Annotated in this window: 23 protein-coding genes and 1 pseudogene; 11 read left to right on the top strand and 13 right to left on the bottom strand. The window is 69.4% G+C overall.

Annotated elements, in window-relative coordinates:
- Nucleotides 1–2: 2 nt before the first annotated feature.
- The 5 genes and pseudogenes from AC27L4_RS15535 to AC27L4_RS15515 form a co-directional block, all read right to left on the bottom strand.
- On the bottom strand, nucleotides 3–626 hold the full coding sequence (locus tag AC27L4_RS15535; protein WP_487143134.1) for a response regulator transcription factor: 624 nt from the start codon (nucleotides 624–626) through the stop codon (nucleotides 3–5).
- 13 nt (nucleotides 627–639) lie between these two features.
- Nucleotides 640–1,608 (bottom strand): annotated as a pseudogene (locus tag AC27L4_RS15530) (ABC transporter permease subunit); the annotation flags it as partial.
- 410 nt (nucleotides 1,609–2,018) lie between these two features.
- On the bottom strand, nucleotides 2,019–3,005 hold the full coding sequence (locus AC27L4_RS15525) for a magnesium transporter CorA family protein (RefSeq protein ID WP_487143133.1): 987 nt from the start codon (nucleotides 3,003–3,005) through the stop codon (nucleotides 2,019–2,021).
- A gap of 141 nt (nucleotides 3,006–3,146) precedes the next feature.
- Nucleotides 3,147–3,893, bottom strand: coding sequence for a methyltransferase domain-containing protein (locus AC27L4_RS15520; protein WP_487143132.1), 747 nt, complete (start codon nucleotides 3,891–3,893; stop codon nucleotides 3,147–3,149).
- Nucleotides 3,894–4,001: 108 nt separating this feature from the next.
- Complete coding sequence (locus AC27L4_RS15515) at nucleotides 4,002–6,260, bottom strand: bifunctional diguanylate cyclase/phosphodiesterase (protein ID WP_487143131.1); 2,259 nt, start codon at nucleotides 6,258–6,260, stop codon at nucleotides 4,002–4,004.
- Between the two features lie 530 nt (nucleotides 6,261–6,790).
- On the opposite strand from AC27L4_RS15515, the gene AC27L4_RS15510 reads away from it, so the two are divergent.
- Together AC27L4_RS15510 and AC27L4_RS15505 are read left to right on the top strand one after the other, a co-directional pair.
- Nucleotides 6,791–7,414 (top strand): transferase, encoded by a 624-nt coding sequence (locus AC27L4_RS15510; RefSeq protein WP_487143130.1) that lies wholly within the window; start codon nucleotides 6,791–6,793, stop codon nucleotides 7,412–7,414.
- A gap of 271 nt (nucleotides 7,415–7,685) precedes the next feature.
- The gene (locus AC27L4_RS15505) at nucleotides 7,686–8,576 is read left to right on the top strand and encodes a DMT family transporter (RefSeq protein ID WP_487143129.1); all 891 of its coding nucleotides are present in this window, start codon (nucleotides 7,686–7,688) and stop codon (nucleotides 8,574–8,576) included.
- Between the two features lie 106 nt (nucleotides 8,577–8,682).
- Here AC27L4_RS15505 and AC27L4_RS15500 read toward each other — a convergent pair whose 3' ends face one another.
- The gene (locus tag AC27L4_RS15500; RefSeq protein ID WP_487143128.1) at nucleotides 8,683–9,720 is read right to left on the bottom strand and encodes an aldo/keto reductase; all 1,038 of its coding nucleotides are present in this window, start codon (nucleotides 9,718–9,720) and stop codon (nucleotides 8,683–8,685) included.
- Nucleotides 9,721–9,846: 126 nt separating this feature from the next.
- On the opposite strand from AC27L4_RS15500, the gene AC27L4_RS15495 reads away from it, so the two are divergent.
- The 5 genes from AC27L4_RS15495 to AC27L4_RS15475 all read left to right on the top strand — a co-directional run bounded on the left by AC27L4_RS15495 (nucleotide 9,847) and on the right by AC27L4_RS15475 (nucleotide 14,693).
- A complete protein-coding gene (locus AC27L4_RS15495; protein WP_487143127.1) occupies nucleotides 9,847–10,785 on the top strand; it encodes a ring-cleaving dioxygenase in 939 nt (312 codons plus the stop codon).
- 188 nt (nucleotides 10,786–10,973) lie between these two features.
- Nucleotides 10,974–11,624 (top strand): TetR/AcrR family transcriptional regulator, encoded by a 651-nt coding sequence (locus AC27L4_RS15490; protein ID WP_487143126.1) that lies wholly within the window; start codon nucleotides 10,974–10,976, stop codon nucleotides 11,622–11,624.
- Nucleotides 11,621–12,598 carry an HlyD family secretion protein gene (locus tag AC27L4_RS15485; RefSeq protein WP_487143125.1) on the top strand — a complete coding sequence of 326 codons (978 nt, stop codon included), beginning with the start codon at nucleotides 11,621–11,623 and terminating at the stop codon, nucleotides 12,596–12,598. The genes AC27L4_RS15490 and AC27L4_RS15485 overlap by 4 nt, the downstream gene beginning before the upstream one ends.
- Nucleotides 12,595–13,533 (top strand): ABC transporter ATP-binding protein, encoded by a 939-nt coding sequence (locus AC27L4_RS15480; RefSeq protein WP_487143124.1) that lies wholly within the window; start codon nucleotides 12,595–12,597, stop codon nucleotides 13,531–13,533. Before AC27L4_RS15485 ends, AC27L4_RS15480 begins: the two co-directional genes overlap by 4 nt.
- On the top strand, nucleotides 13,530–14,693 hold the full coding sequence (locus AC27L4_RS15475) for an ABC transporter permease (protein ID WP_487143123.1): 1,164 nt from the start codon (nucleotides 13,530–13,532) through the stop codon (nucleotides 14,691–14,693). Before AC27L4_RS15480 ends, AC27L4_RS15475 begins: the two co-directional genes overlap by 4 nt.
- An 11-nt stretch (nucleotides 14,694–14,704) precedes the next feature.
- Here the strand turns inward: AC27L4_RS15475 and AC27L4_RS15470 are convergent, their stop codons facing one another.
- From AC27L4_RS15470 to AC27L4_RS15440, 7 genes are all read right to left on the bottom strand, one after another.
- A complete protein-coding gene (locus AC27L4_RS15470) occupies nucleotides 14,705–15,559 on the bottom strand; it encodes a transglycosylase SLT domain-containing protein (protein WP_487143122.1) in 855 nt (284 codons plus the stop codon).
- The gene (locus AC27L4_RS15465; RefSeq protein ID WP_487143121.1) at nucleotides 15,532–16,506 is read right to left on the bottom strand and encodes a bifunctional helix-turn-helix transcriptional regulator/GNAT family N-acetyltransferase; all 975 of its coding nucleotides are present in this window, start codon (nucleotides 16,504–16,506) and stop codon (nucleotides 15,532–15,534) included. Before AC27L4_RS15465 ends, AC27L4_RS15470 begins: the two co-directional genes overlap by 28 nt.
- 88 nt (nucleotides 16,507–16,594) lie before the next feature.
- Nucleotides 16,595–17,914 (bottom strand): bifunctional folylpolyglutamate synthase/dihydrofolate synthase, encoded by a 1,320-nt coding sequence (locus AC27L4_RS15460; protein ID WP_487143120.1) that lies wholly within the window; start codon nucleotides 17,912–17,914, stop codon nucleotides 16,595–16,597.
- 134 nt (nucleotides 17,915–18,048) lie between these two features.
- Entirely contained in the window at nucleotides 18,049–18,915 is an 867-nt protein-coding gene (gene accD, locus AC27L4_RS15455) for an acetyl-CoA carboxylase, carboxyltransferase subunit beta (protein WP_487143119.1), read from the bottom strand.
- A gap of 87 nt (nucleotides 18,916–19,002) precedes the next feature.
- A complete protein-coding gene (locus AC27L4_RS15450) occupies nucleotides 19,003–19,779 on the bottom strand; it encodes an ATP-binding cassette domain-containing protein (protein WP_487143118.1) in 777 nt (258 codons plus the stop codon).
- A 5-nt stretch (nucleotides 19,780–19,784) separates the two neighbouring features.
- Nucleotides 19,785–22,061, bottom strand: coding sequence for an ABC transporter permease (locus tag AC27L4_RS15445; protein ID WP_487143117.1), 2,277 nt, complete (start codon nucleotides 22,059–22,061; stop codon nucleotides 19,785–19,787).
- 75 nt (nucleotides 22,062–22,136) lie between these two features.
- The gene (locus AC27L4_RS15440; protein WP_487143116.1) at nucleotides 22,137–23,228 is read right to left on the bottom strand and encodes a substrate-binding domain-containing protein; all 1,092 of its coding nucleotides are present in this window, start codon (nucleotides 23,226–23,228) and stop codon (nucleotides 22,137–22,139) included.
- A 320-nt stretch (nucleotides 23,229–23,548) separates the two neighbouring features.
- Between AC27L4_RS15440 and AC27L4_RS15435 the strand changes: the two genes are divergently transcribed.
- The 4 genes from AC27L4_RS15435 (at nucleotide 23,549) to AC27L4_RS15420 (ending at nucleotide 26,850) form a co-directional block, all read left to right on the top strand.
- Complete coding sequence (locus AC27L4_RS15435) at nucleotides 23,549–24,310, top strand: SDR family NAD(P)-dependent oxidoreductase (RefSeq protein ID WP_487143115.1); 762 nt, start codon at nucleotides 23,549–23,551, stop codon at nucleotides 24,308–24,310.
- A gap of 109 nt (nucleotides 24,311–24,419) precedes the next feature.
- Complete coding sequence (locus AC27L4_RS15430) at nucleotides 24,420–25,313, top strand: 2-dehydro-3-deoxygalactonokinase (protein ID WP_487143114.1); 894 nt, start codon at nucleotides 24,420–24,422, stop codon at nucleotides 25,311–25,313.
- On the top strand, nucleotides 25,310–25,945 hold the full coding sequence (locus AC27L4_RS15425) for a 2-dehydro-3-deoxy-6-phosphogalactonate aldolase (protein WP_487143113.1): 636 nt from the start codon (nucleotides 25,310–25,312) through the stop codon (nucleotides 25,943–25,945). Before AC27L4_RS15430 ends, AC27L4_RS15425 begins: the two co-directional genes overlap by 4 nt.
- A complete protein-coding gene (locus AC27L4_RS15420) occupies nucleotides 25,942–26,850 on the top strand; it encodes a ribokinase (RefSeq protein WP_487143112.1) in 909 nt (302 codons plus the stop codon). The genes AC27L4_RS15425 and AC27L4_RS15420 overlap by 4 nt, the downstream gene beginning before the upstream one ends.
- The last annotated feature ends 19 nt before the right edge of the window (nucleotides 26,851–26,869 follow it).

The following is a 26,869-nucleotide window of genomic DNA, read 5'->3' as shown; positions in this document are numbered from 1 at the left end:
TCTCAGGCCGGGTCGGCCGCAAGACCGAGCCGGTCGGCCATGCGGATCAGGTCGGCGAGCGAGGCCGCCTGCATCTTGCGCATGACGTGGCCGCGATGGACCTTCACGGTGATCTCGCTGAGGCCGAGATCGGCGGCGATCCGCTTGTTGAGGCGGCCGGTGACGACCAGGGCCATCACCTCGCGCTCGCGCACCGAAAGCGTGCCGAAGCGCGCCTTGAGATCGGCGGCCGCGGCCTCGTCCCGGCGCCGGGCGCGGTCGCGGGCGACGCCGGTCCGGATCGCATCGAGCAGATCCTGCTCCCGGAACGGCTTGAGCAGGAACTCCACCGCCCCGGCCTTGATGGCGCGGACCGACATGGGCACGTCGCCGTGCCCGGTCAGGAAGACGATCGGGATGCGGTCACCGATCGCGGCCAGCTCCTCCTGGAAATCCAGGCCGCTCGCTCCGGGCATGCGCACGTCGAGCACCAGGCAGGCCGGGCCGTCGGGCCGGCGATCCAGCGCGAAGTCCCGCGTCGAAGCGAAGCTGCGGACGGCGTAGCCCACCGAACGCAGCAGGCTATCGAGCCCGTCGCGGACCGAGGGGTCGTCGTCGACGACATAGATGGTCGGAACCTGCTCCACGCCTAGGCCTCCGCTGCGGCGCCGGCCGGAGCAGCATCCGGCCCCAGAGCCAGCCCGCCGGCGCGGCCAGGCGCTTGAGCAGGCGGGTGCGCCGGACCAGCGCATAGACCCAGGAGCGCGGCCGCTCCTGGCCGGCGGTCTGCTCGAAGCGGAACTTGTCGGCCCAGGCCACCACCGGCCGGAACAGCAGCTGATCATAGAGCAGGATGACCACGGCCATGGCCAGCACCGCCCAGCCCACGGCGGTGAAGTCCTGCCGGTCGATGGCGAGCGCCAGCCAGGAGCCGAGGCCCGGCAGCTGCACCGTCGTGTCGCCGACGGTGATCGCCTCGGAGGCGACGACGAAGAACCAGCCGCCCGACATCGACATCATCGTGTTCCAGATCAGCCCGGGCGCGGCGAAAGGCGCCTCCAGCCGCCAGAACCGCGGCCAGGCCGAGAGGCCGAAGCCACGGCTGACCTCGTCGAGATCGCGCGGCACGGTGCGCAGCGACTGATAGAAGGAAAAGGCCATGTTCCAGGCCTGGCTGGTGAAGATCGCGAAGATCGAGGCGCATTCGGCGCCGAGCTGGCTGCCCGGGAACAGGCCCATGAGGAAGGTGAGGGTGAAGGTCAGGAAGCCGAGCACCGGGACCGACTGCAGGATGTCGAGCGCCGGGATGATCACCATCTCGGCCCGGCGGCTCTTGGCGGCCAGGGTCGCGACCGCGAAGGTGAAGATCAGGGATGCGATGATGGCCGCGAACATGCGCAGCGTCGTGCGCAGCGCATGTTCGGGCAGCAGCGCCGGGTCGAGCACGACCGGCGCGCTGGCGAGGCCGGCGAGCGGGGCGCGCATGGCCGCGGCCCCGTGGACCAGCAGCACGGCAAGCGCCACGACGAGCGCCAGGCCGACCAGGTCGTAGGCGTTGGGCAGGATGCGGGCCCGCGACAGCGCGGCGACGGCGCTGTGCCCCCGGCGGTCGTTGGACAGGAACACCATGGCGGAGCTCTCTGGGATCAGGAGGGCGCCGGGCAGCCCGGCAGGCAGGCCGGACGGCATGGTCCTCGTTCGGCGAATGACGGGCGGCGCGATCAGGCGGCGAGGCCGGGGCGGCGACTGGCGCCCTCATCGAGGCTGGTTTCGTCCTCGACGATCCAGTTCGACGGGATGCCCGTCCGGCGGCGGTCCGAAGCCGCGACCGGACAGCGACTTGGGTGGCTGTCCATTGACCTTGATGAAGCCGTTGTTTCGACGTGCTGCCGCCGCGCCGAACGCAGCGACAACATGGCCGTTCTGTCAGGGGGGCCATGCGGGCGTCAATTGCACCTTGGGATGCGGGACCTATACGATCGTATCGTCGCGGACGGACCGCCCGGGCTGCTCCGGCTCCGCCCCGGTGAGCGGCGGGCTCAGAGCCAGTTCTTCCAGCGGAAGAGCACGTAGGGGGCGACGGCGACGAAGACCATCAGCACGAGCGCCATGGGATAGCCGTATGCCCATTTGAGCTCGACCATGTGCTCGAAGTTCATGCCGTAGACCGAGGCGACCAGCGTCGGCGGCATGAAGATCACCGCCATGACCGAGAACAGCTTGATGATGTTGTTCTGTTCCAGGTTGACCAGGCCGAGGGTGGCATCCAGCAGGAACTGGATCTTGCCCGACTGGAAGCTGGCATGCTCCTCCAGCGACTCCAGATCCTGCAGGGTGGTGCGCACCTCCTCGCGCAGATCCGCGGCCGCGGCGCTGGCCTCGAAGCTCGTCGACAGGAACAGCAGCATCCGCTCGATCGACACCAGGCTCTCGCGCGCCTTGGAAACGATGTCGCCGTGATGGCCGAGCGCATGCAGCGTGCGCTGCAGGGCGGCGTTGCGGTCGCCCGCCTTGCCCGGCTGCCGGAACACGTCCCGCGAGGTGGCGTCGATGGCGGTGCCGACTTCCTGGAGCACGTCGGCGGCCCGGTCGATGATCGCATCCGTGAGGCCGGACAGGATCGCCTCCGCACTCCTGCCGCAACCGCCCGGCCGGCTGGCCCGGCTGACGAACATGTTGAAGGACTTCGGCTCGCTGTAGCGCACGGTGACCAGGGTGCTGCCCTTGAGGATGAAGGTCACCGCCGTCATCTCCGGCTCTTCGCCCTCGGCCCGCACCAGGAGCCGGGCCGTCATGTAGCGGGCGCCGTTCTCCGTCCACAACAGCTCGGATGGCTCCAGGTCGTTCATGTCGTCGCGGGTGGGAACGGCGATGCCGAGCAGTCCCTCGACCTGCCGATCCTCCTCGCGCGTCGGCTCGTACAGGTCGATCCACTGCACGTCGGCGGTCAGGGCCTCGCCCGGCCGCAGGGCATGGCGTTCGAGCTTGTCGCCGTTCCGCGGGCAAAGGCGATGGGCGATGATCATGCGGGGCAGGCTCCGTCGCGGACGGCGCCGGCGGCGCCATGCCGGCGATGTGGCCGCCACATATCACAGGGCGGCGGCGTGTCCAGCCGCCGCGGCTGCGTCGCGATCGGGGGGCCGGGATACGGCCCCCCGGGGCGGGCCCTATTTCGACTTGGCGGAGAGCAGAACCATGCCGGTATAGCCGCTCTTCACCTCTTCCTCGACGAGTCCGACCGGGGTCGTGGCGATGTCCGTCGCCACGGCGGAAAAGGTCTGACGCAGCGACTCCTCCGACAGGGTCATCACGTCGTAGCGACGCTCGCCGATGGTGTAGGATTGCGACTTGACGAGGAAGGCGGCGACCAGGGTGCCCCCGGGCTTGACGCAGCGCGCGAAGCAGGCGCAGGCGCGGTCGAATTCCTCCTGGACGTTGGTGACGGCTTCGGCGCAGAAGAACATCGTCGCCGCGTCCCACTGGCGTTCCGGCAGGTCGTAGATCGAGCCCTGGCGCACCGTCATCTTGTGGCGGAGCTCGGCGACCGGGTCGGCCGGCAGCGGCACGCCGGCGCCGTAGGCCTGACGGACCACGTTCCAGAAATGCACCCATTGCGGCCGCATCGTCTCCTTGGCGATCTCGGCCCGCAGCCAGGCGATGTTGCTGGCGGAGAACTCCCAGGCCGTCAGCGAGGCGGCGCGCGGCAGCGCCGCAAACATCGGATAGAGGTTCGGTCCGGTGCCGACGTCGACGGTGTTCAGAGCTCCGCCCGCAGGCGCCGCAGCGGCCAGCGCCTCGCAGGTCAGCTTGACGACGTGGTCGTCGTCGGGATGGGGATCTTCGTAATAGTGGGTGAAATAGGTCTCGGAATCGAATTGCGCCCAAGCCGGATCGTTCGGATCGTTGGCTGTCAAAGTCTTTGCTCCAGGATGGACAGGTCACTCGCGCGGGGGCGCCGGCCAAGGGGCGGGTCTTGCGTCCGCTCGAGCCGAGGCAGGGCGGACGGTAACCAAAAGCCGCGGCTATCGCGAGGACTTTGTGAGGGTGAGATTGGTCAGGGTCGCGACCTGGGTGGGGATGCGGTGCCGGGCCAGCCGCGCCACCGTCTCCTCGATCCGGTCGATCGGAATCGGCTCGGCGAAGTAATAGCCCTGCAGCTCGGTGCAGCCGAGGAAGCGCATGACCGTGGCGTCCGCTTCGGTCTCGACGCCCTCCGCCACCACATGCATGCCGAGGTGCCGGCCGAGCTGGACGGCGGACTGGGCGATGGCGAAGGTGTTGCCGGCCTGGTGGATGCCGGTGACGAAGGTGCGGTCGATCTTCAGCCGATCGAACTTGAAGTCGACGAGATAGCGCAGGCTGGAATAGCCGGTGCCGAAATCGTCCAGCGCGATCTCGAAGCCGAGGCCGCGGATGAAGGCCATGGTCCGGGCAGTCGAGGCCGAGGAGTTCAGGATCACGGTCTCGGTGATCTCGAAGATGACGCGCTTGGGGTCGACGCCATGGCGCTCGATCAGGCCGGTCAGCTCCTCCTCGAGGCCGGCGCTCTTGAGCTGGGCCGGCGACAGGTTGATGGACAGCTCCAAGTTGGGCAGCCTGGCGAGGTCGGAGAAGGCCCGCTCCAGCACCCAGCTTCCCAGGGCCGGCATCAGGCCGGCATCCTCGGCGATCGGAATGAACTCGGACGGGGCGACGACACCTTCCAGCGGATGGCTCCAGCGCAGCAGCGCCTCGACGCCGGTCGCCTCGTTGGCGGCGCAGGAGAAGATCGGCTGGTAGAGCAGCTCCAGGCCGTCGCCGCTCTTGATGGCGGCCTGCAGGTCGAGCTCGACGGCGCGCCGCCTCTGGACGACGCGCTCCATCTCGTCTGAGAAGAACTTCGCCTGGTCGCGCCCGGCCTCCTTGGCGGCATAGAGCGCGATGTCCGCCCGCTGCATCAGCCCGTCGACCGTGCGGCCATGATCCGGCGCAAAGGCAAAGCCGATGGAGGCGGTAACGGCGACGTTCTGGCTGACGATGGCGAAAGGCGTGGCGAAGGCGCCGCTCAGGCGCTCGGCGAGATCCGCGGCAGAATCGGCGTTCTCGCCGGTGCGCATGATGGCGAACTCGTCGCCGCCGAACCGGGCGAGGATGTCGCCCCCGACGAGGCCGTTCCTGAGCCGGGTCGCCGCCGCGCGAATCAAGGCGTCGCCGGCCTGATGTCCGAGCGTATCGTTGATGTCCTTGAACCGGTCGATGTCGAGATAGGCGACGATCACCATGCCGGCCTTGCCCGTCGTCAGGTTCTGCAGCGCCTGCTCCACCTGCTCGGCGAAGCAGTGCCGGTTCGGCAGGCCGGACAGGGTATCGTGGCGAGCGGTGTACTGGGCTTCCGACTCGCGGCGCGCAAGCTCCAGCGAGGCCGCCCAGAGACGGCGCAGCATGATCAGCGTGAGCGCGCCGGCCCCGACGATGCCCAGCAGCACCATGGGCAGGATCATGGTCAGCAGCACGGTGCCCGGGCGTCGCGGCTTCCAACTGAGAAAGCCGGCCGGCACGCCGTCGTCGGCGGTCAGCGGCTCGGACACGGCGCCGCTGGCGGTGCCGGGCTGCGGCGTCAGGGCCAGATCCGGCAGCAGCAGCGATCGACCGACCTTGCGGATGAACGCCTCGTCGATGAAGACGATGCTGAGCAGGACGAAGCTGCGGCTGGTCAGCAGCGAGAGGTCGATGTTGGGCGATACGGTGATGGCCGTGACGATGGCCGGGCGGCCGTCGACAACCAGCACATGGCCGCGCCATTTGGCATAGTCGAGCACGCCGCGCAGCGCCTGGTAATTGTTCTGGCCCTCGCCGAAGGCGTCAGGGCGTTCGTAGAGCGTCGCCGCCTTGCCCGTGCGAAGCTCGCCCAGGAGCGTGGAGATCGCCGGATTGCGCATGATCCGGTCGAGGTTCTCGAGCCGCCCGTTGCGCTGGTAGCCGTAGACGGGCTTGCCCTCGGGCGAGATCACATAGAGCTCGTCCTGGCCGTAGGTCTCGGTGAGGAACAGGCCGATGTTCTGGTCGATCCATTCAGGGTTTAACGCTACCTCGATATTCTTGACGGAATCGTCCCACCACGACACGCTCTTCTGCTCGTTGAGCACGCGGGCGATGCTCTGGTTGATCGCGTTGTCGACCAGCTTGGCTTCGGTTTCGAGGGCGGATTTGTTGGACGACCATCCTGAATAGAGGATGATTCCGATCAGGGTCAGGCCGAAGAAGCCGATGGCGATGCCGATGGCGGCCGTGAGGCGCCGCAAATCGCCCGCCGGTTCCCTGATGTTTATCCACTGCCTCATTCGACCGCCTCGGACTCGGACCATGGCATCGCCGCGCCGGTCGGCAGCCGCATGCCGAGAAGCCCGAAACCGCACCGATCCATGGTTGCGCACTCCACCCTAACTTCGAATGCTGAACAACATGTTGCCCGTCCGGCATCGGGAAACATCTTGTCATGCTTACCATCCATGGCCGGCGGTGGCGAAGCGCCCGTCCGGCTCCGGCCGCGGCCGGTATAGCCGGCCCTGCCTTCCCGCGCCCGATCGCCCGCGCTTACAGATCCCCGTTGCAATAGTATGGTTAATATTATATTACAGTTTCGGTATTATGCAGCCTCTTCGTAGTCACCTGATAAACCGTGATTGGAAACCCGATGACAAATCTAGTCATTCGCTCGAGAGGCGATAGCCCAGACCTGAAACGTGCCGCAATAGCCTTGGAGCACGCGACCTGGGGTCCAATCGGTTTTCTGAATTACACAGAAGCCCATCATAGTTACTATGATGATTTGTTGGACGAGTTCGCCGATTATCAACTCTGTCTCGTCGACACCGAAACCGATTACCCCGTCGCGGCCGCGTGCTGCGTTCCGGTTGCTTGTTCCGGTCCGGACGAGCTGCCGTCGGAGGGGTGGGACTGGCTGGTCAAGCGCGCGGCTTCGCGCGAAGGCGGCAAGCCGAACATGCTCGGAGCGCTCGCGATTTCGGTGCCGCGCGTACATCGCGGCAAGGGTTATGCGCGGACGATGATTCGGGCGCTGCGCGAGCTGACCGTCCGACTCGGCTTCAACGGCCTGATCGCCCCCGTCCGGCCGACGCTCAAGGACGTCCACCCGCTGGTTTCCATCCAGGACTATATGGGCTGGGTCGACGAGAAAGGCCGCATCTACGATCCCTGGCTGCGCGCGCACTTGTCCGAGGGCGGGCGGATGATCCGCCCCTGCGAGCGCTCCATGGTGGTGGAGGAGCCGCTCGGCTTCTGGGAAACCTGGGCCGGACGCAGCCTGGACGGCGAAGAGACCTTCATTCTCGACGGCGCGCTGGTTCCGGTCTCGGTGGACCGGAAGCGCCAGGTCGGCGTCTACGAGGAGCCCAACGTCTGGGTCGCCTACGGCGCCGGCGGCAGGCTGCATTGACGGGGGTCCGGCCTCCTCCCCGTCGATGATGGCCGACCGCCGGCCTTGCGTCGGCGGGCGGCCCGCTTGAAGTCCATGTCCGGTCGCGGCGGCATCGACGGCCAAGACGCGACCGGTGTGCCCGGGCCTCTGCCCGGCCGCGAGCGACCCAGGCTCGTCGGCACAGCGCCTGCGTGATGTTGTCCCGAACGGGCTCGGCAAGACCGGCCATGACAAATCGGCCCGCGGCGCTTAAAGCTGCGGTTCCCGCCGCCCGCGTCCCCTCCTTCCCATGTCCTCCTCCCGTCTCTCCGCCACCAGCGCGGGCATCGCGCTCTATCTCACGGGCGTCTTCTTCTTCGCGGTCAACGATGCCCTGGGAAAATGGCTGATGGCGGATTACAGCGTCGGCCAGCTGCTGCTCCTGCGCACCACCGGCGCCGCCTTCGTGCTGGCGCTGCTGGGCTGGCGGGAGCGCGCCACCCTCTTCCGCACCGATCAGGTCGGCCTGAACCTGCTGCGCGTCGCCTGCATGGCCGGCGACACCTTCGCCTTCTACTACGCCACCAAGGCCCTGCCGCTGGTCGACGTCATGACCTTCTACATGGCGGCGCCGTTGATCGTGACCGCCCTCTCCGGCCCGTTGCTCGGCGAGCGCGTCGATGCCGCACGCTGGGGCGCGGTGCTGGTCGGCTTCGCCGGCGTGCTGATCGCGCTGCAGCCGACCTCCGCCGCCTTCTCCGCCTCCGCCCTGATTGCCCTGTTCGGCGGCACCATGTTCGCCTTGGGCGTCGCCACCACCCGCAAGCTCAGGGGAACGAGCTGGCTGTCGCTGGTGACCTGGCAGTTCACCGGCGCCGGCCTGGTCGGCGCGGCGACCAGCCCCTTCGGCTGGGTGCAGCCGGGTTCGTTCGACCTCGGCCTGATGTTCCTGGTCGGCATCGTCGCCATGCTCTGCTTCATGTGCGTGACGCGGGCGCTCGCCCTGGCTCCCGCCTCGCTGCTGGCGCCGTTCCAGTATTCGGGCCTCGTGTGGGCGGCGATCCTCGGCTGGATCGTCTGGGGCGACGTGCCGACGCCGGCCATCGCGCTCGGCAACGCCATCATCGTCGCCAGCGGCCTGTTCGTGCTCTATCGCGAGCAGAACCGCGAAGAGATCGCCCTGCCCGCCGACGCCAAGTAGGGCCCACCCGGCGGAGGCGACGGCTCAGGCCGCCCGGCGCCGGATCTCCGGCAACCGGGCGACGTCTGCCGGCCTCGAGGCTCGGATCGCAACCATGGGCGCCGCGTCAGGCCGGCACCGGCGCGGCCTTGTCCAGCAGGCCTTCCGACTTCAGGTCGCTCCACAGCGCCGCCGGCGCCGGCTTGGCGAAGGCGTCGCGGTTGCGGGCGATCTCGGTCGGCTGGACCGCGCCGAGCACCAGGGAGGCGACCGCCGGGTGGCCGAGCCCGAACTGCATGGCGGCATGGGCGAGCGGCACGCCGTGGGCGCGGCACACCGCCTCGATCTTCGCCACCTTGTCCATGATGTGCGGCGGCGCCGGCACATAGTTGTAGACCGCGCCGGGCACGGCGCCGGTGGCCAGGATGCCGGAGTTGAACACGCCGCCGAGCATGATGCCGATGCCCTTCTCCAGGGCGAGCGGCATGAAGCTCTCGAGCGCCGGCTGCTCCAACAGCGAGTAGCGGCCCGCCAGCAGCATGGTGTCGAAGTCGCCGGCGCGGGCGAAGCGCTCGCACATGTCGGCTTCGTTGAGGCCGACGCCGATCGCCTTGACCGCGCCCTGCTCGCGCAGGCTGTGCAGGGCCTTGTAGGCGCCGTTCATCGCCTCGGCGAAACGGGCCTCGACGCCGTCCGGCCCATGAGTCCACACATCCGCGTCGTGGATCAGCAGCACGTCGATGCGATCGGTGCCGAGTCGCAGCAGCGACTGCTCGAAGGAGCGCATGGCGCCGTCATAGGAATAGTCGAAGGAGGCCTTGTGCGGCAGGCCGCCGGCAAAGCCCGGCGAGGTCGCCGCCGGGCCGCGGCCGGCCACGGCGGTCTCCGGCCGCGGCGCCATTACGCGGCCGACCTTGGTCGACAGCACGACGCTGTCGCGCGGCACCCGACGCACCGCGGTGCCGATGCGGTGCTCGGCCAGGCCGTTGCCGTAATGCGGCGAGGTGTCGAGCAGGGTCATGCCTTCGGCGATCGCCGCCTCCACCGTGGCGATCGCGGTGGCGTCGTCCAGCTTGACGAACAGGTCGCCGAGGGGCGCCGAGCCGAAGCCGACGACCGAGACGGGAATGCCGGTGCGCCCGAGCGGACGAGTTGCGAAAGCCATGACCGTTTCCTTGCGTTTTTGCCGACGAGATTTGCGCCTGTGGCGGGCCGCGTTGCATCGGCCTAACTGGTAAGCACTTAAGTCTGACAAGACAAGCCGGGTCCCACGACCCGCACGGAGGCACACATGCAGCTGGAAGGCATCCATCATCTGACCGCCATCACGGCGCAGGCCGGGGCGAACCACCGCTTCTACACCGAGACGCTCGGCATGCGGCTGGTGAAGAAGACCGTGAACCAGGACGACACGTCGGCCTATCACCTGTTCTACGCCGATGGCGAGGCGACCCCGGGCTCGGATCTCACCTTCTTCGACTGGCCGGTGCAGCGCGAGCGGCGCGGCACGCATGCGATCATCCGCACGGGCCTGCGCGTCGCAGGCCGGGCCAGCCTCGAATGGTGGGCACGGCGGCTGGCGGACCGGGGCGTCGCCCATGGCGGCGTCATCGACCGGGACGGCCGGGCCACTCTCGACTTCGAGGATCCCGAGGGCCAGCGGCTCAGCCTGATCGACGACGGCGGCGCCGGCCCGGCCCATCCCTGGGCACGCAGCCCGGTACCGGCCGAGCACCAGATCCGCGGCCTCGGCCCGATCACGATCAGCGTGCCGGACCTGACCAACACCGCGCTGGTGCTGACGCGGGTGCTGGACATGCGCGAGGCCCGGCAATACAGCCTCGAGGGTTCGCCGGTGCACGTCTTCGAGATGGGGCCGGGCGGGCCGGGGGCGGAGCTGCATGTCGCGGTCGAGCCGCACCTGCCGCCGGCGCAGCAGGGCGCCGGCGCGGTGCACCATGTCGCGTTCCACATTCCGGACGCGGACTACCAAGCCTGGGCCGAGCGGCTGCGTGAGTTGCGCCTGCCGTCCAGCGGGCCGGTCGACCGCTTCTACTTCCGCAGCCTGTATTTTCGCGAGCCGAACGGCATCCTGTTCGAGATCGCCACGCACGGTCCCGGCTTCACCGCCGACGAACCGCTGGAGACGCTGGGCGAGAAACTGTCGCTGCCGCCCTTCCTCGAGGGCCGACGCGCTTCGATCGAACGCGGCCTGAAGCCGCTCGACTGAACGAGGTTTCCCTGGATCGGCACGGTTCCGATCCAGGGAGCAGCGCCAGGGCAATCGGAAGTCGGCCGGGCCTGCCTCGCGGGGCAGGCTCGGCTTGCCGTGACGGCCGCTGCGACGGACTTGCATTGTCTCGTCGTCCCGATTAATGACTGTCTGGTCAGTCATTAGCTGTGAAGATGGGACTGGCCATGCCGGACAAGCCGACTCCGCGCCGTGTCGCCCCTCGCGCCCGCAGCGACGACGAGCGTCAGGCCAAGATGCAGGCGATCCTCGACGCGGCGCTGGACGTCTTCGTCGAGGACGGCTTCACCCAGGCCCGGCTCGACGAGGTGGCTCGGCGCGCCGGCGTGGCCAAGGGCACGCTCTACCTCTACTTTCCCTCCAAGCAGGCGATGTTCGAAGCCCTGATCCGGTCCGGCATCGCCGCGCCGGTGGAGACCATGCGCGAGCGCATCCTCGCCGCCGACGGCTCGGCGGAGACGCTGCTCAGGATGCTGTTCGCCTTCTTCGCCACGGAAGTGCTGGGGACGCGCCGCAAGGATATCCTGCGGTTGATCGTCACCGAAGCGCATCGCTTCCCGGACATTGCCGAGCTCTATCACCGCGAGGTGATCGGCCGGGGACTGGCGGTGCTGCGCCACATCGCCGGGCGCGCGGTCGAGCGCGGCGAGTTCCACCATGACGAGATCGCCCGTTTCCCGCATCTCGTCGTCGCGCCGGCGCTGGTCGCCGTCATCTGGAAGAGCCTGTTCGAGCGGCTGGAGCCGCTGGACGCACAGGCCCTGCTCGATGCCCATGCCGCGGTGCTGCTGCGGGCGATGAAGGCGCCGGGGCCATGAGGTGGCTGCGCCTTCTCCTGGTCCTGCTGCTCGCCGCAGCCGGCATCGCCTGGTGGTCCTGGCCGGGACCGGACGGGCAGGCCGATGCGTTCCAGGGCTATGTCGAGGGCAATCTCGTCTATGTCGCCGCCGAGGACGGCGGACGCATCGCCACGCTCGTCCCGGCCGAAGGCGACGCCGTCGCCGCGGGCCAGGTGGTCGCGACCCTCGACGACAGCCTCCAGGCCGGCCAGCGCGACGAGGACGCCGCCAAGCTCGAGCAGGCCCGCGCCACCCTCGCCAACCTCGAGGCGGCGCTGCAGCGCCCCGAGCAGATCGCCGTGCTCAGGGCGCAGCGCGACCGGGCCCAGGCCAGCCTCGACTATTCCACGCGCGACTATGAGCGCCAGAAGAGCCTCTCCGCCCGCGGCTTCGCCACCACGGCGGCGCTCGACCAGGCCCGCTCCGCCTTCGACCGCGACACCGCGGCGCTCGCCGAGGCGACACGGCAGATCGACGCGGCTGGCATCGCCGGCCGGACCGGCGAGATCGAGGCGGCCGAGGCGGCGGTACGGGCGGCCGAGGCGGCGCTTGCCCAGGCGCAGACCCGGCTCGACAAGCGCCGGCTGACGGCGCCGGCTGCCGCCACCGTGCAGGAGATCTTCTTTCGTCCGGGCGAGGTGGTGAATGCCGGCCAGCCCGTGCTGTCGCTGCTGCCGCCGGCCAATCTGCGCGTGCGCTTCTACGTGCCCGAGCAGCGGCTGGCGCGGCTCGCCCTCGGCCAGGCTGTCGAGGTCAGCTGCGACGATTGCGGTCCGCCACGGCCGGCGCGGCTCGTCTTCCTGTCCAGCCAGGTCGAGTTCACGCCGCCGGTGATCTTCAGCGAGGAGGAGCGGGCCAAGCTGGTGTTCCGTGCCGAAGCCCGGCTGGAGGGCGATCGTCTGCTGCCGGTCGGCCTGCCCGTCCGTGTCCGGCCGCGGGAGGAAGGATCATGACCGCCGCACCCGCCTCCGACGTGGTCATCGACGTGGAAGGGCTGACCAAGTCCTTCAACGGCCGCGTCGTGGTCAAGGACCTGACCATGCAGGTCCGGCGCGGGCTGATCTACGGCTTCCTCGGACCGAACGGCAGCGGCAAGACCACGACGATCCGCATGCTCTGCGGGCTGCTGACGCCCGATTCCGGCCGCGGTACCTGCCTGGGCTACGACATCCTGACGCAGTCGGCCCGGATCAAGCGGCATGTCGGCTACATGACCCAGCGCTTCTCGCTCTATGCCGACCTGTCGATCCGCGAAAACCTGGAATTCGTCGCCCGGGTCTATGGCCTGCCGCAGCCGCGCCGGGCGGCCGAGGCGGCCATCGAGCGGCTCGGCCTGGCCAATCGCGCCGGTCAGCTCGCCGGCGACCTGTCGGGCGGCTGGAAGCAGCGCCTGGCGCTCGGCGCCTGCATCCTGCCCGGCCCGCGGCTGCTGCTGCTCGACGAGCCGACCGCGGGCGTCGACCCCAAGGCGCGCCGCGACTTCTGGGACGAAATCCACGCGCTCGCCCATGACGGCCTGACCGTGCTGGTCTCGACCCACTACATGGACGAGGCCGAGCGCTGCCACGAGATCGCCTACATCGCCTATGGCGAGCTGATGACCCATGGCACGGTCGAGCAGGTGGTCGCCAACGCCCATCTTGCCACCTGGACCGTGACCGGCAGGGATCTCGGCGAGCTGGCCGAGCGCCTGCGCCGCACCGAGGGCGTCGACATGGTCGCCCCCTTCGGCGCGGTGCTGCATGTCAGCGGCCGCGACGGGGAGCGGCTCGACGCGGCGACCCAAGCCTTGCGCGAGGCCGGGCCGCAGAGCTGGCGGCGCGGCGAACCCAGCCTCGAGGACGTGTTCATCGACCTGATGTCGCGCGCCCGGGACAACTACCAATGAGCGTCGTCGACCAGGACAATGGCTGGTCGCTGCGAGCCTCGCTGGAGCGCTGCTACGCCACCTTCCTGAAGGAGTTCATCCAGCTCCGCCGCGACCGCATCACCTTCGCCACGATGATCTTCATCCCGCTGGTCCAACTTCTGCTGTTCGGCTACGCCATCAATGCCGACCCCCGGCACCTGCCGACGGCGGTGCTGAGCCAGGACGACGGCGCCTTCTCCCGCTCCTTCCTCTCGGCGATGCGGGTGAGCGACTATTTCGACTTCCGCATCCAAGCGCGCAGCGAGGAGGAGCTCGACCGGCTCATCCTCTCGGGCGCCGTGCAGTTCGGCGTCGAGATCCCGGCGAATTTCGGCCGCTCACTCATCCGCGGCGAGAAGCCGGCCATCCTGGTGGTGGCGGATGCGACCGATCCCATCGCGACCGGCGGGGCGGTGGCGGCGCTGCAGGGCCTGTCGGCCCAGGCCTTCCAGATCGACCTCAAGGGACCGACCGGCTCGCTGGCCCAGCCGCCCGCCCCGTTCGAGCTTCGCATCCAGCAGCGCTACAACCCGTCGGGCCAGACCCAGCTCAACATCGTGCCCGGCCTGATGGGCACCATCCTGACCCTGACCATGCTGATCTTCACCGCGCTCTCGGTCACCCGCGAGATCGAGCGCGGCACCATGGAGAGCCTCCTGGCCATGCCGATCCGCCCGGTCGAGATCATGCTGGGCAAGATCGCGCCCTATCTGGTGGTCGGCGGCGTGCAGATGACGCTGATCCTGGTGGCGGCCAGGCTGCTGTTCGGCGTGCCGATCATCGGCAGCCTGCCGCTGCTGCTCGGCCTGACGCTCCTGTTCATCCTCGCCAACCTGTCGGTCGGCTACACCTTCTCCACCGTCGCCAAGAGCCAGCTCCAGGCGATGCAGATGTCGTTCTTCTTCTTCCTGCCGAACATCCTGCTGTCGGGCTTCATGTTCCCGTTCCGCGGCATGCCGCCATGGGCGCAGGCGATCGGCGAGGTGCTGCCGCTCACCCACTACCTGCGCATCGTGCGCGGCATCATGCTGAAGGGGGCGGGCCTCGTCGACCTGCAGGTCGACGTCGCCGCCATGGCGGTCTTCACCCTGGCGGCGATGGGGCTTGCCGTGGCGCGCTTCCGCCAGACGCTCGACTGACGCCGGCGAAGTCAGCTCTTCAGCACGAAGCAGGCCCCGCCCGCCGCCCGGATACGGTCGCACAGCGCCGTGGCTTCCTGGCGCGAAGCCGCCGGCGCCCGCACACGATAGAAGGCGCGGGTGCCGCGGCTGCGCAGGCGGGTACCGATCACCATCGGCCGGACGCCGCCCAGGATGGCGGCGAAGCGCTTCTGGCTGCGGCCGTAGGTGGCGAGGGCCTGGGCCTTGGAGAAGTTGCCGGCGAGCTGCACGCCCCAGGGCGCGAAGGGCGTCAGCGCGATCGTCGCCTCGGGCACTCCGATGCGCAGGCCGGCCGTGAGCTGCAGGCAGGTCTTCGCCGGCCGCCGGTCGGGCGGCGGCGGGCGCACGAGGTCGATCTCCGATTCGCCCAGGAACTCGTCGGCCGGGCGTCCGGTGATGAACAGGACATAGTCCTGCGTCTCCAGCGGCAGGGTGCGCCGGCCCGTCAGCCAGCCGGCCACCCGGTTCGGGCCGGCATTGTAGGCGGCGGCGGCGAGGCCGAGGCTGCCGAAGCGCCGGTTGAGATCGGACAGGAGATGGGCGGAAGCGGGGATCGCCTCCTGCGGGTCGAAAGGATCGCTGAGGCCGCGCTCGGCCGCCGTGCCCGGCATGAACTGGGCGATGCCCTGTGCCCCGGCGCTGGAGACCACGCCGGGCCGGAAGCTCGACTCGCGCCAGATCAGCCGGGTGAGGAACTCGACGGGCAAGCCGCGCCGCACCGCAGACGTCTCGATCAGCCGGCACAGCGCCTGCTCCGGGCTTTCGGTGGCGGACGGCTGCGGCTCGGCGCGGGCGGCGCAGCCGAGGCAGAGCAGAATCAGGCCGACGAGCCATCGCGATCGCATGCGCCGATCGACGATGATTCCCCGTGCAAATCAAGCTCCCAGATCTCGCTGACCAGGTCGCGGCCGATGCCGTGATAGGGTTCGTGGTGCACCATGCGCAGGCCGGCGGCGGCATAGATGTGGCGGGCGGCGTCGAGGTTGCGCTGCGTCCACAGGGTGAGACGGGCATAGCCGGCCTGGCGGGCGAAGGCGATGCACTCGGCGACCAGCCGGCGGCCGAGGCCGAGGCCGCGTGCCGCCGGGTCGACCAGCAGCAGGCGCAGCTTGGCCACCGCGTCGCTCTCGCGCACCAGGAACACCGAGCCGACCCGCCGGCCGCCACGCTCGGCGATCCAGCAGCGCTCGCGCGCCGGGTCGAACGTCCGGATGAAGGCAGCGGCGATCTCGGCCACCAGGGCCTCGAAGCGTTCGTCCCAGCCATATTCCTGCGCATAGATCGCGCCGTGCCGCTCGATCACCCAGCCCATGTCGCCGGGCCGGTGCGGCCGCAGCACGAAGGGCTGCTCGCCCGGGGCCCGGCCGAGCAGGGCCTCGATCTCCGCCATAGCCCCGGCGAGCCGGTCGCGGTCGCCCGGCGCCAGCGGCGCGATCAGGCTCGCGATCTCGGCCTCGGACCGGGCGTCGAGCGCGGCGAAGGCCGTCCGCCCGGCCTCGGCCAGGCCGAGCTCGCTGGCGCGGCGATCGGCCGGAGAGGGCGTGCGGACGAGGAAGCCGCGCCGCTCGAAGTCCTTGAGGATGCGGCTGAGATAGCCGGCATCGAGACCGAGATCCTGGCGCAGGGCCGTGGCGGTGGTGCCCTCGCGCTGCGCCAATTCGTAGAGCACGCGGCCGGCGGCGAGGGAGAAGCCGGGTGTGAGGTAGGTGTCGTCGAGAATGCCGAGGGCGCGGGTGTAGAAGCGGTTGAAGCGGCGCACGGCGCCGATGTGGCTGGCGGGACGGTCGAGCATGGCGAGGTGTCCAGACGCTGATGTTTGACTTTGTCAAATAAATCGGCGTCTGGAAAGAGGCTCCGCCCGGGCCTCGCGGATCGGACCCTCAGGCCGGCTCGGTGCCGTTGAAGGCCAGGACCTCGCCGGCCAGGTAGAGCGAGCCGGTGATGACCACGCGCGGCGCCACCGGGAAGCTCTCGCCGGCGATGGCGGCCAGGGCCTCGGCCAGGCTGTCATGGGCGCGGGCGGCCAGACCGGCATGGCGGGCGGCCTCGGCGACCTCGAGCGCGGTGCGCGAGGTGCTGTTGCTGGCGATCGGCACGGTGTGGACCTCGCGGGCGAGCCCGGCGAAGTTCACCAGGAACCCGTCGGAGTCCTTGGTCGACAGCATGCCGGCGACGAGCACGAGCGGCCGCGGGTTGCGGTCCTCGAACTCGGCCAGTGCCTCGGCCAGCACGCGGCCGCCGTCGACATTGTGGCCGCCGTCGAGCCAGACCTCGCAGCCCGGCGGCAAGATCGCCGGAATGCGGCCGGTCGGCAGGCGCTGCAGGCGGGCCGGCCAGTCGACCGACTGCAGGCCGCGCTCGACATGCCGATCGGAGACCTGGAGCCGGTCCTGGGCGCGCAGGGTGGCGATGGCGACGCCGGCATTGCGATGCTGGTGCCGCCCGGCCAGGCGCGGCAGCGGCAGGTCGAGCAGCCCGCCCTCGTCCTGGTAGACCAGGCGGCCGTTCTCCTCATGGGTGTCGAAGTCCTGGCCGCCGATGATCAGCGGCGCCCCCACCCTGGCGGCGACGCGCTCGACGGAGGCACGCACCTCGTCCGTCTGGGGATGGAGGATGCCGGGCACGTCGCGCTTGAGGATGCCCGCCTTCTCGACGGCGACCTGGGCGATATCGGTGCCGAGGAAGTCGGCGTGGTCGAGCGAAATCGAGGTGATGGCCGTGGCGAGCGGCTTGTCGATCACGTTGGTGGCGTCCATGCGCCCGCCGAGGCCGACCTCGAGCAGCAGCACGTCGGCCGGGTTCTCGGCGAACAGCTTGAAGGCGGCGGCGGTGGTGATCTCGAACACGGTGATCGGGTCGCCGGCATTCTGGCGCTCGCATTCCTCCAAGGCCGCGACCAGCATCGGCTCGGGCACGAGGCGGCCGCCGCCCGGAGCGGCGAGGCGGATGCGCTCGTGGAAATGGACGAGGTGCGGCGAGGTGTAGACATGCACGCCATAGCCCGCGGCCTCGAGCATGGCGCGCAGGAAGGCGACCGTCGAGCCCTTGCCGTTGGTGCCGGCGACATGGATCACCGGCGGCAGGCCGAGCTGGGGATCGCCCAGGCGCGCCAGCATGGTCTGCATGCGCCCGAGCGAAAGGTCGATCTTCTTGGGGTGCAGCGCCATGAAGCGCGCGATGATGGCGTCGGAATCCGTCATGGCGACCGGTCATGCAAACGGGCCGGACGACGGACGGGCCTGTGCTCCGCTCCCGCCTCCGGCCGGGCCTCGTGGATTTCGGCGAGACGGCCGGGCCGCCTGCCGGCGGCCGCGGACATCCCGCGATCGGGTTGTTATGCCGCCGCCTTTTCCGGAGCCTTGGTCAGAAGGCGACAGAGTCTGGCGAGCGTCTCTTTCAGCTTGTGGCGATGCACCACCATGTCGACCATGCCGTGCTCCCGCAGATATTCGGAGCGCTGGAAGCCGTCCGGCAGCTTCTCGCGGATGGTCTGCTCGATGACGCGTGGCCCGGCAAAGCCGATCAGCGCGCCCGGCTCGGCCAGCTGCACGTCGCCGAGCATGGCATAGGAGGCGGTGACGCCGCCGGTGGTCGGATTGGTCAGCACCACGATATAGGGCTTCCTGGCCTCGCGCAGGCGCTGGATCGCCACCGTGGTGCGCGGCATCTGCATCAGCGACAGGATGCCCTCCTGCATGCGGGCGCCGCCGGAGGCCGCGAACATGATGAAGGGCGTGCCGCGCTCGGCGGCGGTCAGCAGGCCCTTCACCACGGCCTCGCCCGCCGCCATGCCGAGCGAGCCGCCCATGAAGTCGAAATCCTGCACGGCGACGACCACCGGCAGGCCGTCCATCAGGCCATGGGCGACCTTGATGGCATCCTGCATGCCGGTCTTGCTGCGCGCATCCTTGAGACGGTCGGCATAGCGCTTCTCGTCGCGGAACTTCAGCGGATCGACCGGCACCTCCGGCGCGGTGATGTCCTCCCAGGCGCCGTTGTCGAAGATCGAGGCGAGGCGTTGCGCCGCCGTCATCCGCATGTGGTAGTTGGAGCCGGGAATGACATAGCCGTTCTGCTCCAGATCCTTGTGGAAGACCATCTGCCCGGTCTCCGGGCATTTGATCCACAGGTTCTCCGGCGTGTCGCGACGCGAGAAGAAATCCTTGATCCGCGGCGGAACGACGTTCGCGATCCAGTTCATCGAACATCCTCGAGGGGCATGACGCCCCGATCGGCCACTATCTAGTCGGTCGCGGCCGATTTGTCAGCGGGGATGGGCGGAGGCGCGTCAGGCTGCCCGCTGCAGCGCCTCGTCGGCGGTCAGCGCCGTCTCGGGCGTGCCCGAGACGATCAGCTCCAGCACCTCCTTCTCGGTGGTGTGCTTGATGTAGCGGTCGCCGACGTTCTGGCCGCGCTTGAGCACCATGATGCGGTCGCCGACCTCGAAGATGTCGGTCATGCGATGGGAGATGATGATCTGGGCGACGCCCTGGCGCTTGAGTTCGGCCATGGTCTCGAGCAGGCGCTCGGTGGCCATCACCGAGAGGTTCGCCGTCGGCTCGTCCAGGATGACCACGCGCGGATCGAAGGAGATGGCGCGGGCGATGGCCACCGACTGCTGGCGACCGCCCGAGAGGCTCTCGACCTTCTGGTAGACCGAGTTGACGTCGACCTTGAGCCGCTTCAGCACGCCGCCGGCATCGGCATACATCCGCTCGCGGTCGACGAAGACGCCGAAGCGGCGCGGCCAGCGGCCGAGGAAGATGTTCTGGCCGATGTCCATGTTCCCGCACAGGGCGAAGTCCTGGTAGATCATCTCCAGGCCGAGGCGGCGGCTGTCCTGCGGGCTCTTGAAGTGGGTCTCGCGGCCATCGACCAGCACGCCGCCGGAATCGCGCTGATAGGCGCCGGTCAGCACCTTCATCAGCGTCGACTTGCCGGCGGAATTGTCGCCGACCAGGCCGATGATCTCGCCCGGCATCAGGTGCAGGCTGACATCCTTCAACGCCTGCACGGCGCCGAAGGCCTTGTTGATATGGCGCATCTCGATGATGGGCGTGGCCATGGCCGTCAATCCTGTGCGGGTTTGGGCTTGCGCAGGCGGTCCAGCCAGAGCGCCAGGATGCCCTGCTGGCGGAACCAGATGTCGCCGAGCACCGCGGCGATGAGGATGAGCCCGATCCAGACATTGACCCAGTGCTGCGGCATGACGAAGGACGAGCCGTCGGGCAGGAAGACCTGCAGCGACAGCAGCGCCCGGATTAGCGTGATCACCGCGGCGCCGGCGAGCGAGCCGATCACGGTGCCGTAGCCGCCGAACACCGAGCCGCCGCCGATGATCACCGAGGCGATGCCGTCGAGCTCGCGCAACTGGCCGGCGGACGGGTTGAAGCTGCGGAGATAGGCGACGTAGATGATGCCGGCGAGCGCGGCGCACATGGCCGAGAACACCAGGCTGAGGAAGCGCACCCGGTCGACGTTGACGCCGGAATATTGCGCCGCCCGGGCATTGCCGCCGGTGGCGTAGACCATCTGGCCGAACGTCGTGCTGCCGAGCACCACGCCGGCGACGACGGCGATCAGGCCCATGATCACGGTCTGGATCGAGACGGCGCTGGCCAGGTTGAACAGGAGGCCGGGCTCGGGCGCGATTCCCCAATGTTTCAGGATCTCGATCACCTTGCGGCCGAGCAGGTTGTAGGTCTCGGGAAAGCCGGAGAGCTGGCGCCCGGCCGAGAGCCAGGCGCCGATGCCGCGGGCGATGTAGAACATGCCGAGCGTGGCGACGAAGGCCGGCAGGCCGAAGCGCACGGTGAGCGCGCCGTTCAGGACGCCGGCCAGGGTGCCGACGACGAAGGCGGCCAGCACCGCATAGAGCGGATCGGCGCCGTACTCGCTCATCAGGAAGGCCGCGGTGGAGGCCGACAGCGCCAGCACCGAGCCGACCGAGAGGTCGATGTCGCCATTGGCGATGACGAAGGTCAGGCCGATGGCGAGCAGGGCGATCTCGGTGAAGGCCAACGCCAGGTTGAAGGTGTTGTCGAGCGAGCCCCAGAAATCCGGCCTGAGATAGAGGCCGGCCAGCCAGAGCGCCACGGCGAGCATGATCGCGGCCGCGTCGCGCCGGTGGAAGAAGGCGCGCCAGCCCCTGGCCCCGACGCCGCGCGACTGCGAGCGGGTGCCCTTGGTCGGCGGCTGTGCGATGGCGACGCCGCCGTCGAAGGACGGCGGCAGCGGCCGGCCCGTCAGCCGGGCGAACAGCCGCGCCAGCACGCGCCGCTGCACGACATAGGGCTCGATCAGCACGGCGATCAGCAGGATCAGGCCGAGGAAGGCCGGCACCGCGCCCGGAGGCAGCTGGGCCATCTGCTCCACCGACATCTCGATGTCGCCGACCTTGACGATGCGGGTGATCGGGATGCCCTCGCGCAGCACCTTGTCGACCAGCAGCACCAGCGCCGCGCCGAGGCAGGCGCCGAGCACGCGGCCGCGGCCGCCGGCGATCGAGGCGCCGCCGACGATCACCGCGGCGATGACGATCAGCTCGGCGCCCTGGCCGTAGGTGGAATCGATGCCCTTGTTCTGGGCGATGTTCATCAGGCCGGCCAGGGTGGCGGCGAGCGCGGCGAAGACATAGGCGCGGATGCGCACCCAGCGGGTGCGGATGCCGGCATAGGCCGCCGCCATCTCGTTGCCGCCCACCGCATAGGTCTCGTAGCCGATGCGGGTCTTGGCCAGCACAACCATGCCGACGGCGGCGACCAGGAACAGCACCAGGATCTGGTTGTTGAAGCCCAGGGCATTGGTCTCGCCGACACGGAAGAACCAGCCGTCGGCCACCGCCTTCTCCGAATAGCCGATGGTCTTGCCGCCGGTGAGGCCGAGCACGAGGCCGCGCCCGATGAACAGCATGGTCAGGGTGGCGATGAAGGAGGGCACCTGCATCACCGTGACCAGCCAGCCGTTGACGAGGCCGATGACGAGGCCCGTGAACACGGCGCAGGCGATCGCCGTGCCGATGCCGGCATCGACATGCGACCTGGCGTAGGTGATCGAGAAGACGGTGGCCACCAGCCCCAGGGTGGAGCCGACCGACAGGTCGAGATCCTTGTTGACGATGACGAAGGTCATGCCGACCGCCATCACGCCGAAGCGGGCGGTGTCGCGCAGGATCGAGGAGATCGCGGTGCCCGACCCGAAGAAGCCCGGATTGATCCAGACGCCGACGAGGTAGAGCGCCGCCATGAACAGCAGCAGCCCCAGCTCCCAGCCGCCGGCGATCTGGGCCGGGGGGCGTCCGGCGCGATGCACGTCCCCGGCCGGCAGCCCGGTCGCAGCCTGGCTCATGAGGTCCCCCGCGGGTGATCCTGTGGCGCCGACCGGCGGGCAGTGCCGGCCGGTCGGCTCGTCACGACAGGGCGGTCAGTTCTCGAAGCGCTTGCCGACCTTGTCGACCGTGTCCTTGGTCACCAGCTGGGCGCGGGTGTCGAGGTTGGCGGCGGCAATGCCGCGGTCGATCTGCAGGTAGAGCTGCATCACCGGCCAGAAGCCCTGCAGGAAGGGCTGCTGACCGAGCGAGCCGGTGAGGGCGCCGGTGCGGATCTGCTCCTGCTGCTTGGGCCCGAGGTCGAAGCCGAAGGCGCAGATCTTGTTCTCCAGCTTGAGCTGGCCGATGGCGTCGCCCAGGGCCGGCGTCACGAAGCCGTTGGCGGCGAAGGCGCCGACCACGTCCTTACGGCTCTCGAACAGCGACACGATCGAGCCGACGATGTTGTCCTTGTCGACGTCGATGCCGATGTTCTTCGGCCCGGCGTCGACCTTGAAGTTCTTGAGCACGCCGGCGGCGTTCAGCGCCTTCACCGTGGCCTCGAAGGCGGCGGTGACGCGGCGGTTGACCTCCTCGTTGCCCAGCGTGGTGGTGGAGGGGAAGACGATCGAGCCGCCCTCCACCTTCTTGTCGATCAGGCACTTGGCCAGGGCCTCGCCGCCGATGGCGGCCGCGCCGGACTCCTGGCCGGTGTGGGAGATGTTGGAACGGTCGTAGAGGTTGGGGTCGAAGGAGTTGGTGGTGGCGACCGGGATGCCCTTGGCCTCCAGCTTCTTGATCAGGTCGTCATAGGCCCCGGACTGGGGCGTGGTCAGGATCAGGCCGTCGATGGTCGGGTCCTGCGCCACCTGGTTCAGGATCTCCAGCTCGCGCGGGATGTCGTCGACCGGCGCCTCCGAGCCGAGCTTGACCAGATTGATGCCGAAGGCGTTGGCCGCCACCTGGGCACCGACATAGGTCGGATCGAAGAAGCCGTTGCCGGCGGTGTGGGTGACGATGGCGAAGGTCAGCTTGCCGTCCTTGGAGTTGAAGTCCTTGGTCGTGGGCGCTTCCTTGGCCGCTTCCTCGAAGGTGTAGCCGCCGACCGCCTTCGACAGCACCCCGCCGGTGTCGGCAGCGGTCGCCGTGCCGAGCGCCGCGAAGGAAATCCCGGCCGCCAATGCGACCAGGCGCAACGTCGTCTTCATGATGTTCCTCCCGTGGAACGTGGGTCGTCCTTGGCCGACTTGTTCTACCAGGCTGGCCTGTCCAGCCGCCTCGCGAGCGGAGCCTAGACGAGACGATTGTCCTCCGCAATAAGTATGACCATTCCCCGCCCCGGGGGGCCGCTTCGGCGCCGGGACGGGGATGGCGGCCCGCACGCCGAAGGGTTAAGGAGACCGCGGGCCAGAGCGTTTTGCGATTTGACGGAATCGCAAAGACGCGTCGAAACAAGGAGCTGGAGCAAAGCGCGTTTCCACCAAAACGCGCTTTGCTCCAGGCAAGAACAGGCAATAGAGAGGGAGCCATGTCCGGAGCAGTCTATCCCAGCCTCAAGGGCCGCACGGTGCTGATCACCGGCGGCGGTCAGGGCATCGGCGCCGCCACGGTGCGCCTGTTCGCCGCCCAGGGCTCGAAGGTCGGCTTCATCGACCTGGCGGCCGAGCCTTCCAGGGCCCTGGCCGCCGAGCTGGCCGCGGCCGGCGCCAGCGTGCATTTCGAGCACGCCGACATCACCGACACCGCGGCGCTGCGGGCGGCGATCGGCCGGATCCGCGACGCCCTCGGCCCGATCACCGTGCTGGTCAACAATGCTGCCCACGACCAGCGCCACAAGTTCTTCGAGGTGACGCCGGACTATTTCGACAACCGCGTCGCCGTGAACTTCAAGCATGCCTTCTTCGCCGCGCAGACCGTGATTCCCGACATGATCGCCGCCGGCGGCGGCGCCATCGTCAATTACGGCTCCTGCTCCTGGATGATCGGCTCCGCCGACCTGTCGGTCTATGGCAGCATGAAGGCGGCCGAGCACGGCTTCACCAAGATGCTGGCGCGCGAGTTCGGCAAGGACAACATCCGCGTCAACTGCGTCATTCCCGGCTGGATCATGACCCAGCGCCAGATCGATCTCTGGCTCGACAAGGACGGCGAGGAGACGCTGATGCGCAACCAGTGCCTGAAGCGCAAGCTGGTTCCCGACGACCTTGCCAAGGCCGTGCTGTTCCTGGCCTCGGACGAGGCCTCCGGCATGACCAGCCAGACCATGGTCGTCGACGGCGGCTGGGTGTGAGGCCGCCGGCCCCGCCGGACCGGCCTTCGCCGGCGATTCGGCGCTGCGTCTGCTTCGATCTTCGGAGGGCGGTGACGCCGCTTTCCGCACTCTGCTCGGGGACCCGCTCATGACCGAGACCCATCTGATCGCCGTCGACTGGGGCACCAGCCGCTTCCGCGCCTATCGGCTCGACGGCGGCGGCGCGGTTCTCGACCGCGTCGCCGCCGAGGACGGCATGGCGAGCGTGGCCGCCGGCGGCTTCGCCGCCGTGCTGGAGCGCCATTGCGGCGCCTGGATGCGACAGGCCCCGGACGCACCGGTGCTGATGGCCGGCATGGTCGGCTCGCGCAACGGCTGGGCCGAAGCGGCCTACGCTCCCTGCCCGGCCTCTCCCGGCGGCGTCGCTGCCGCCCTGCTGGCGGTGACCGACCGCGTGTCGATCGTGCCGGGCGTCATTGCGCGCGGCCCCGGCGGCCCGGACGTGATGCGCGGCGAGGAAACGCTGGCGTTCGGCGCCGACACCGCGGACGGCCTCGTCTGCATGCCCGGCACCCATTCGAAATGGGTCTCGGTCAGCCGCGGCGTCATCACCGATTTCGCCACCTTCCTGACCGGCGAGAGCTATGGGCTCTACCATGACCACAGCCTGCTCGGCCGCCTGGCCGCCGAGCCGGAGGACCTCGCCGGCTTCGACGACGGCCTGGAGGCGGCACGGGCGCCGGGCGGCCTGCTCAACCGGCTGTTCCAGGCCCGGGCCCGCGTGCTCGACGGGGTGATGGGCGGCACGGCCGTCGGACCCTACCTCTCGGGACTGCTGATCGGCACGGAGATCGCCGGTGCATTGCAGCGCTTCGGCGCCGCGGATACGGTCACCCTGGTGGCGGACGGCGTACTGGCGCAACGCTATGTCGCAGCGCTGAGAGCGTTCGGCATCGGCATCGAGATCATCACGCCGGAGAGGGCTTTCCTGGCCGGGCTCGCCGCCCTCGCCGCCGCCCGGTCGGAGCAGGACAGAGCATGACCCTGGACGAAACCCTTGCCGCCATGCCGCTCGTCGCCATCCTGCGCGGCCTGCAGCCCACAGAGGCTGTGGCGATCGGCGAGGCGATCGCCGCCGCCGGCATCGGCATCCTGGAAGTGCCGCTCAACTCGCCGGACCCCTTCACCAGCATCGCCCTGCTCGCCTCCGCCCTGAAGGGCCGCGCGCTGGTCGGCGCCGGAACCGTGCTCACGCCGGCGGATGCCGACCGCGTCGCCGAGGCCGGCGGCGCGCTGGTGGTCTCGCCCAACACCGACGCGGCGGTGATCCGCCGGACCAAGGCCAACGGCATGCTGTCGCTGCCCGGTTGCCTCACCCCGACCGAAGCCTTCGCCGCCCTCGACGCCGGAGCCGACGCGCTCAAGCTGTTCCCGGCCGAGATGGCGCCCCCGGCCGTGGTGCGCGCCCTGCGGGCCGTGCTGCCGAAGGGCACCAGGCTCCTGGTGGTCGGCGGCGTCTCGCCCCAGACGATCCCGCCCTATCTTGCCGCCGGCGTCGACGGTTTCGGCGTCGGCTCCGATCTCTACAAGCCCGGCCGCGACGCCGACGACGTCGGCCTGCGCGCCGCCGCGCTCGTGGCAGCCATCATCTCCACAAGGGAAGCCACCGCATGATCATCGTGTTCGGCTCGATCGGCGTCGACCTCGTCACCAAGGTCGATCATATCCCCCATCCCGGCGAGACCGTGCTGTGCGAGGGCTACATCGTCGTGCCCGGTTCCAAAGGCGGCAACCAGGCGGTGGCCGCGGCCAGGGCCGGCTCGAAGGTGATCCATGTCGGCTCCTGCGGCGACGACGGCTTCGCCGAGCAGGCCGTGTCGATCATGAAGGAGGCGGGCGTCGACCTCTCGCATGTCGCCACCGTCGCCCGGCCGACCGCCGTGGCGCTGATCACCGTCGACGCCAAGGCCGAGAACGCCATCGTCGTCGCCTCGGGCGCCAACCGCGCCACCGGCGTCGCCCAACTCGAGCGCTGCACCTTCGGCGCCGGCGACACGGTGGTGCTGCAGCGCGAGATTCCCGATGGCGAGACCTTCGCCGCCGTGCGCCTGGCCAAGTCGCGCGGGGCCCGGGTGGTGCTCAACGTCGCGCCGGCCGCCCCGATCCCGGCCGAGACGCTGAAGGCGCTCGACGTGCTGATCGTCAACGAGCACGAGGCCCTGGTGGTCGCCCGGGCTGTGGGCATCGCGACCGAGGATCCGGAAGAGGCGGTGCGCCGGATCAATGCCGGCTTCGGCTGCGCCACCATCGTCACGCTCGGGGCGCAGGGCGCCGTCGGCTGGGTCGACGGCGTGCGCCGCGCCGTCGCCGCCCTGCCGATCACCCCTGTCGACACCACGGCGGCAGGCGACGCCTTCACCGGCGCCTTCGCCGCGGCCCTGGATCAGGGCATGGGCTTCACCATGGCGCTGGCGCGGGGCGCGGCCGGGGGCTCGCTCGCCTGCACCAAGCTGGGCGCACAGCCGAGCATCCCGACCAAGGCGGAGATCGACGAGGCCACGGCCGGCTTCGCCGCATAGCGGCCGGCTCGCGTACGCT

Source organism: Labrys sp. Lb11, assembly GCF_057554225.1.
The sequence above is the reverse complement of the archived record's forward strand: the minus strand, read 5'-3'. Positions and strand labels throughout refer to the sequence as shown.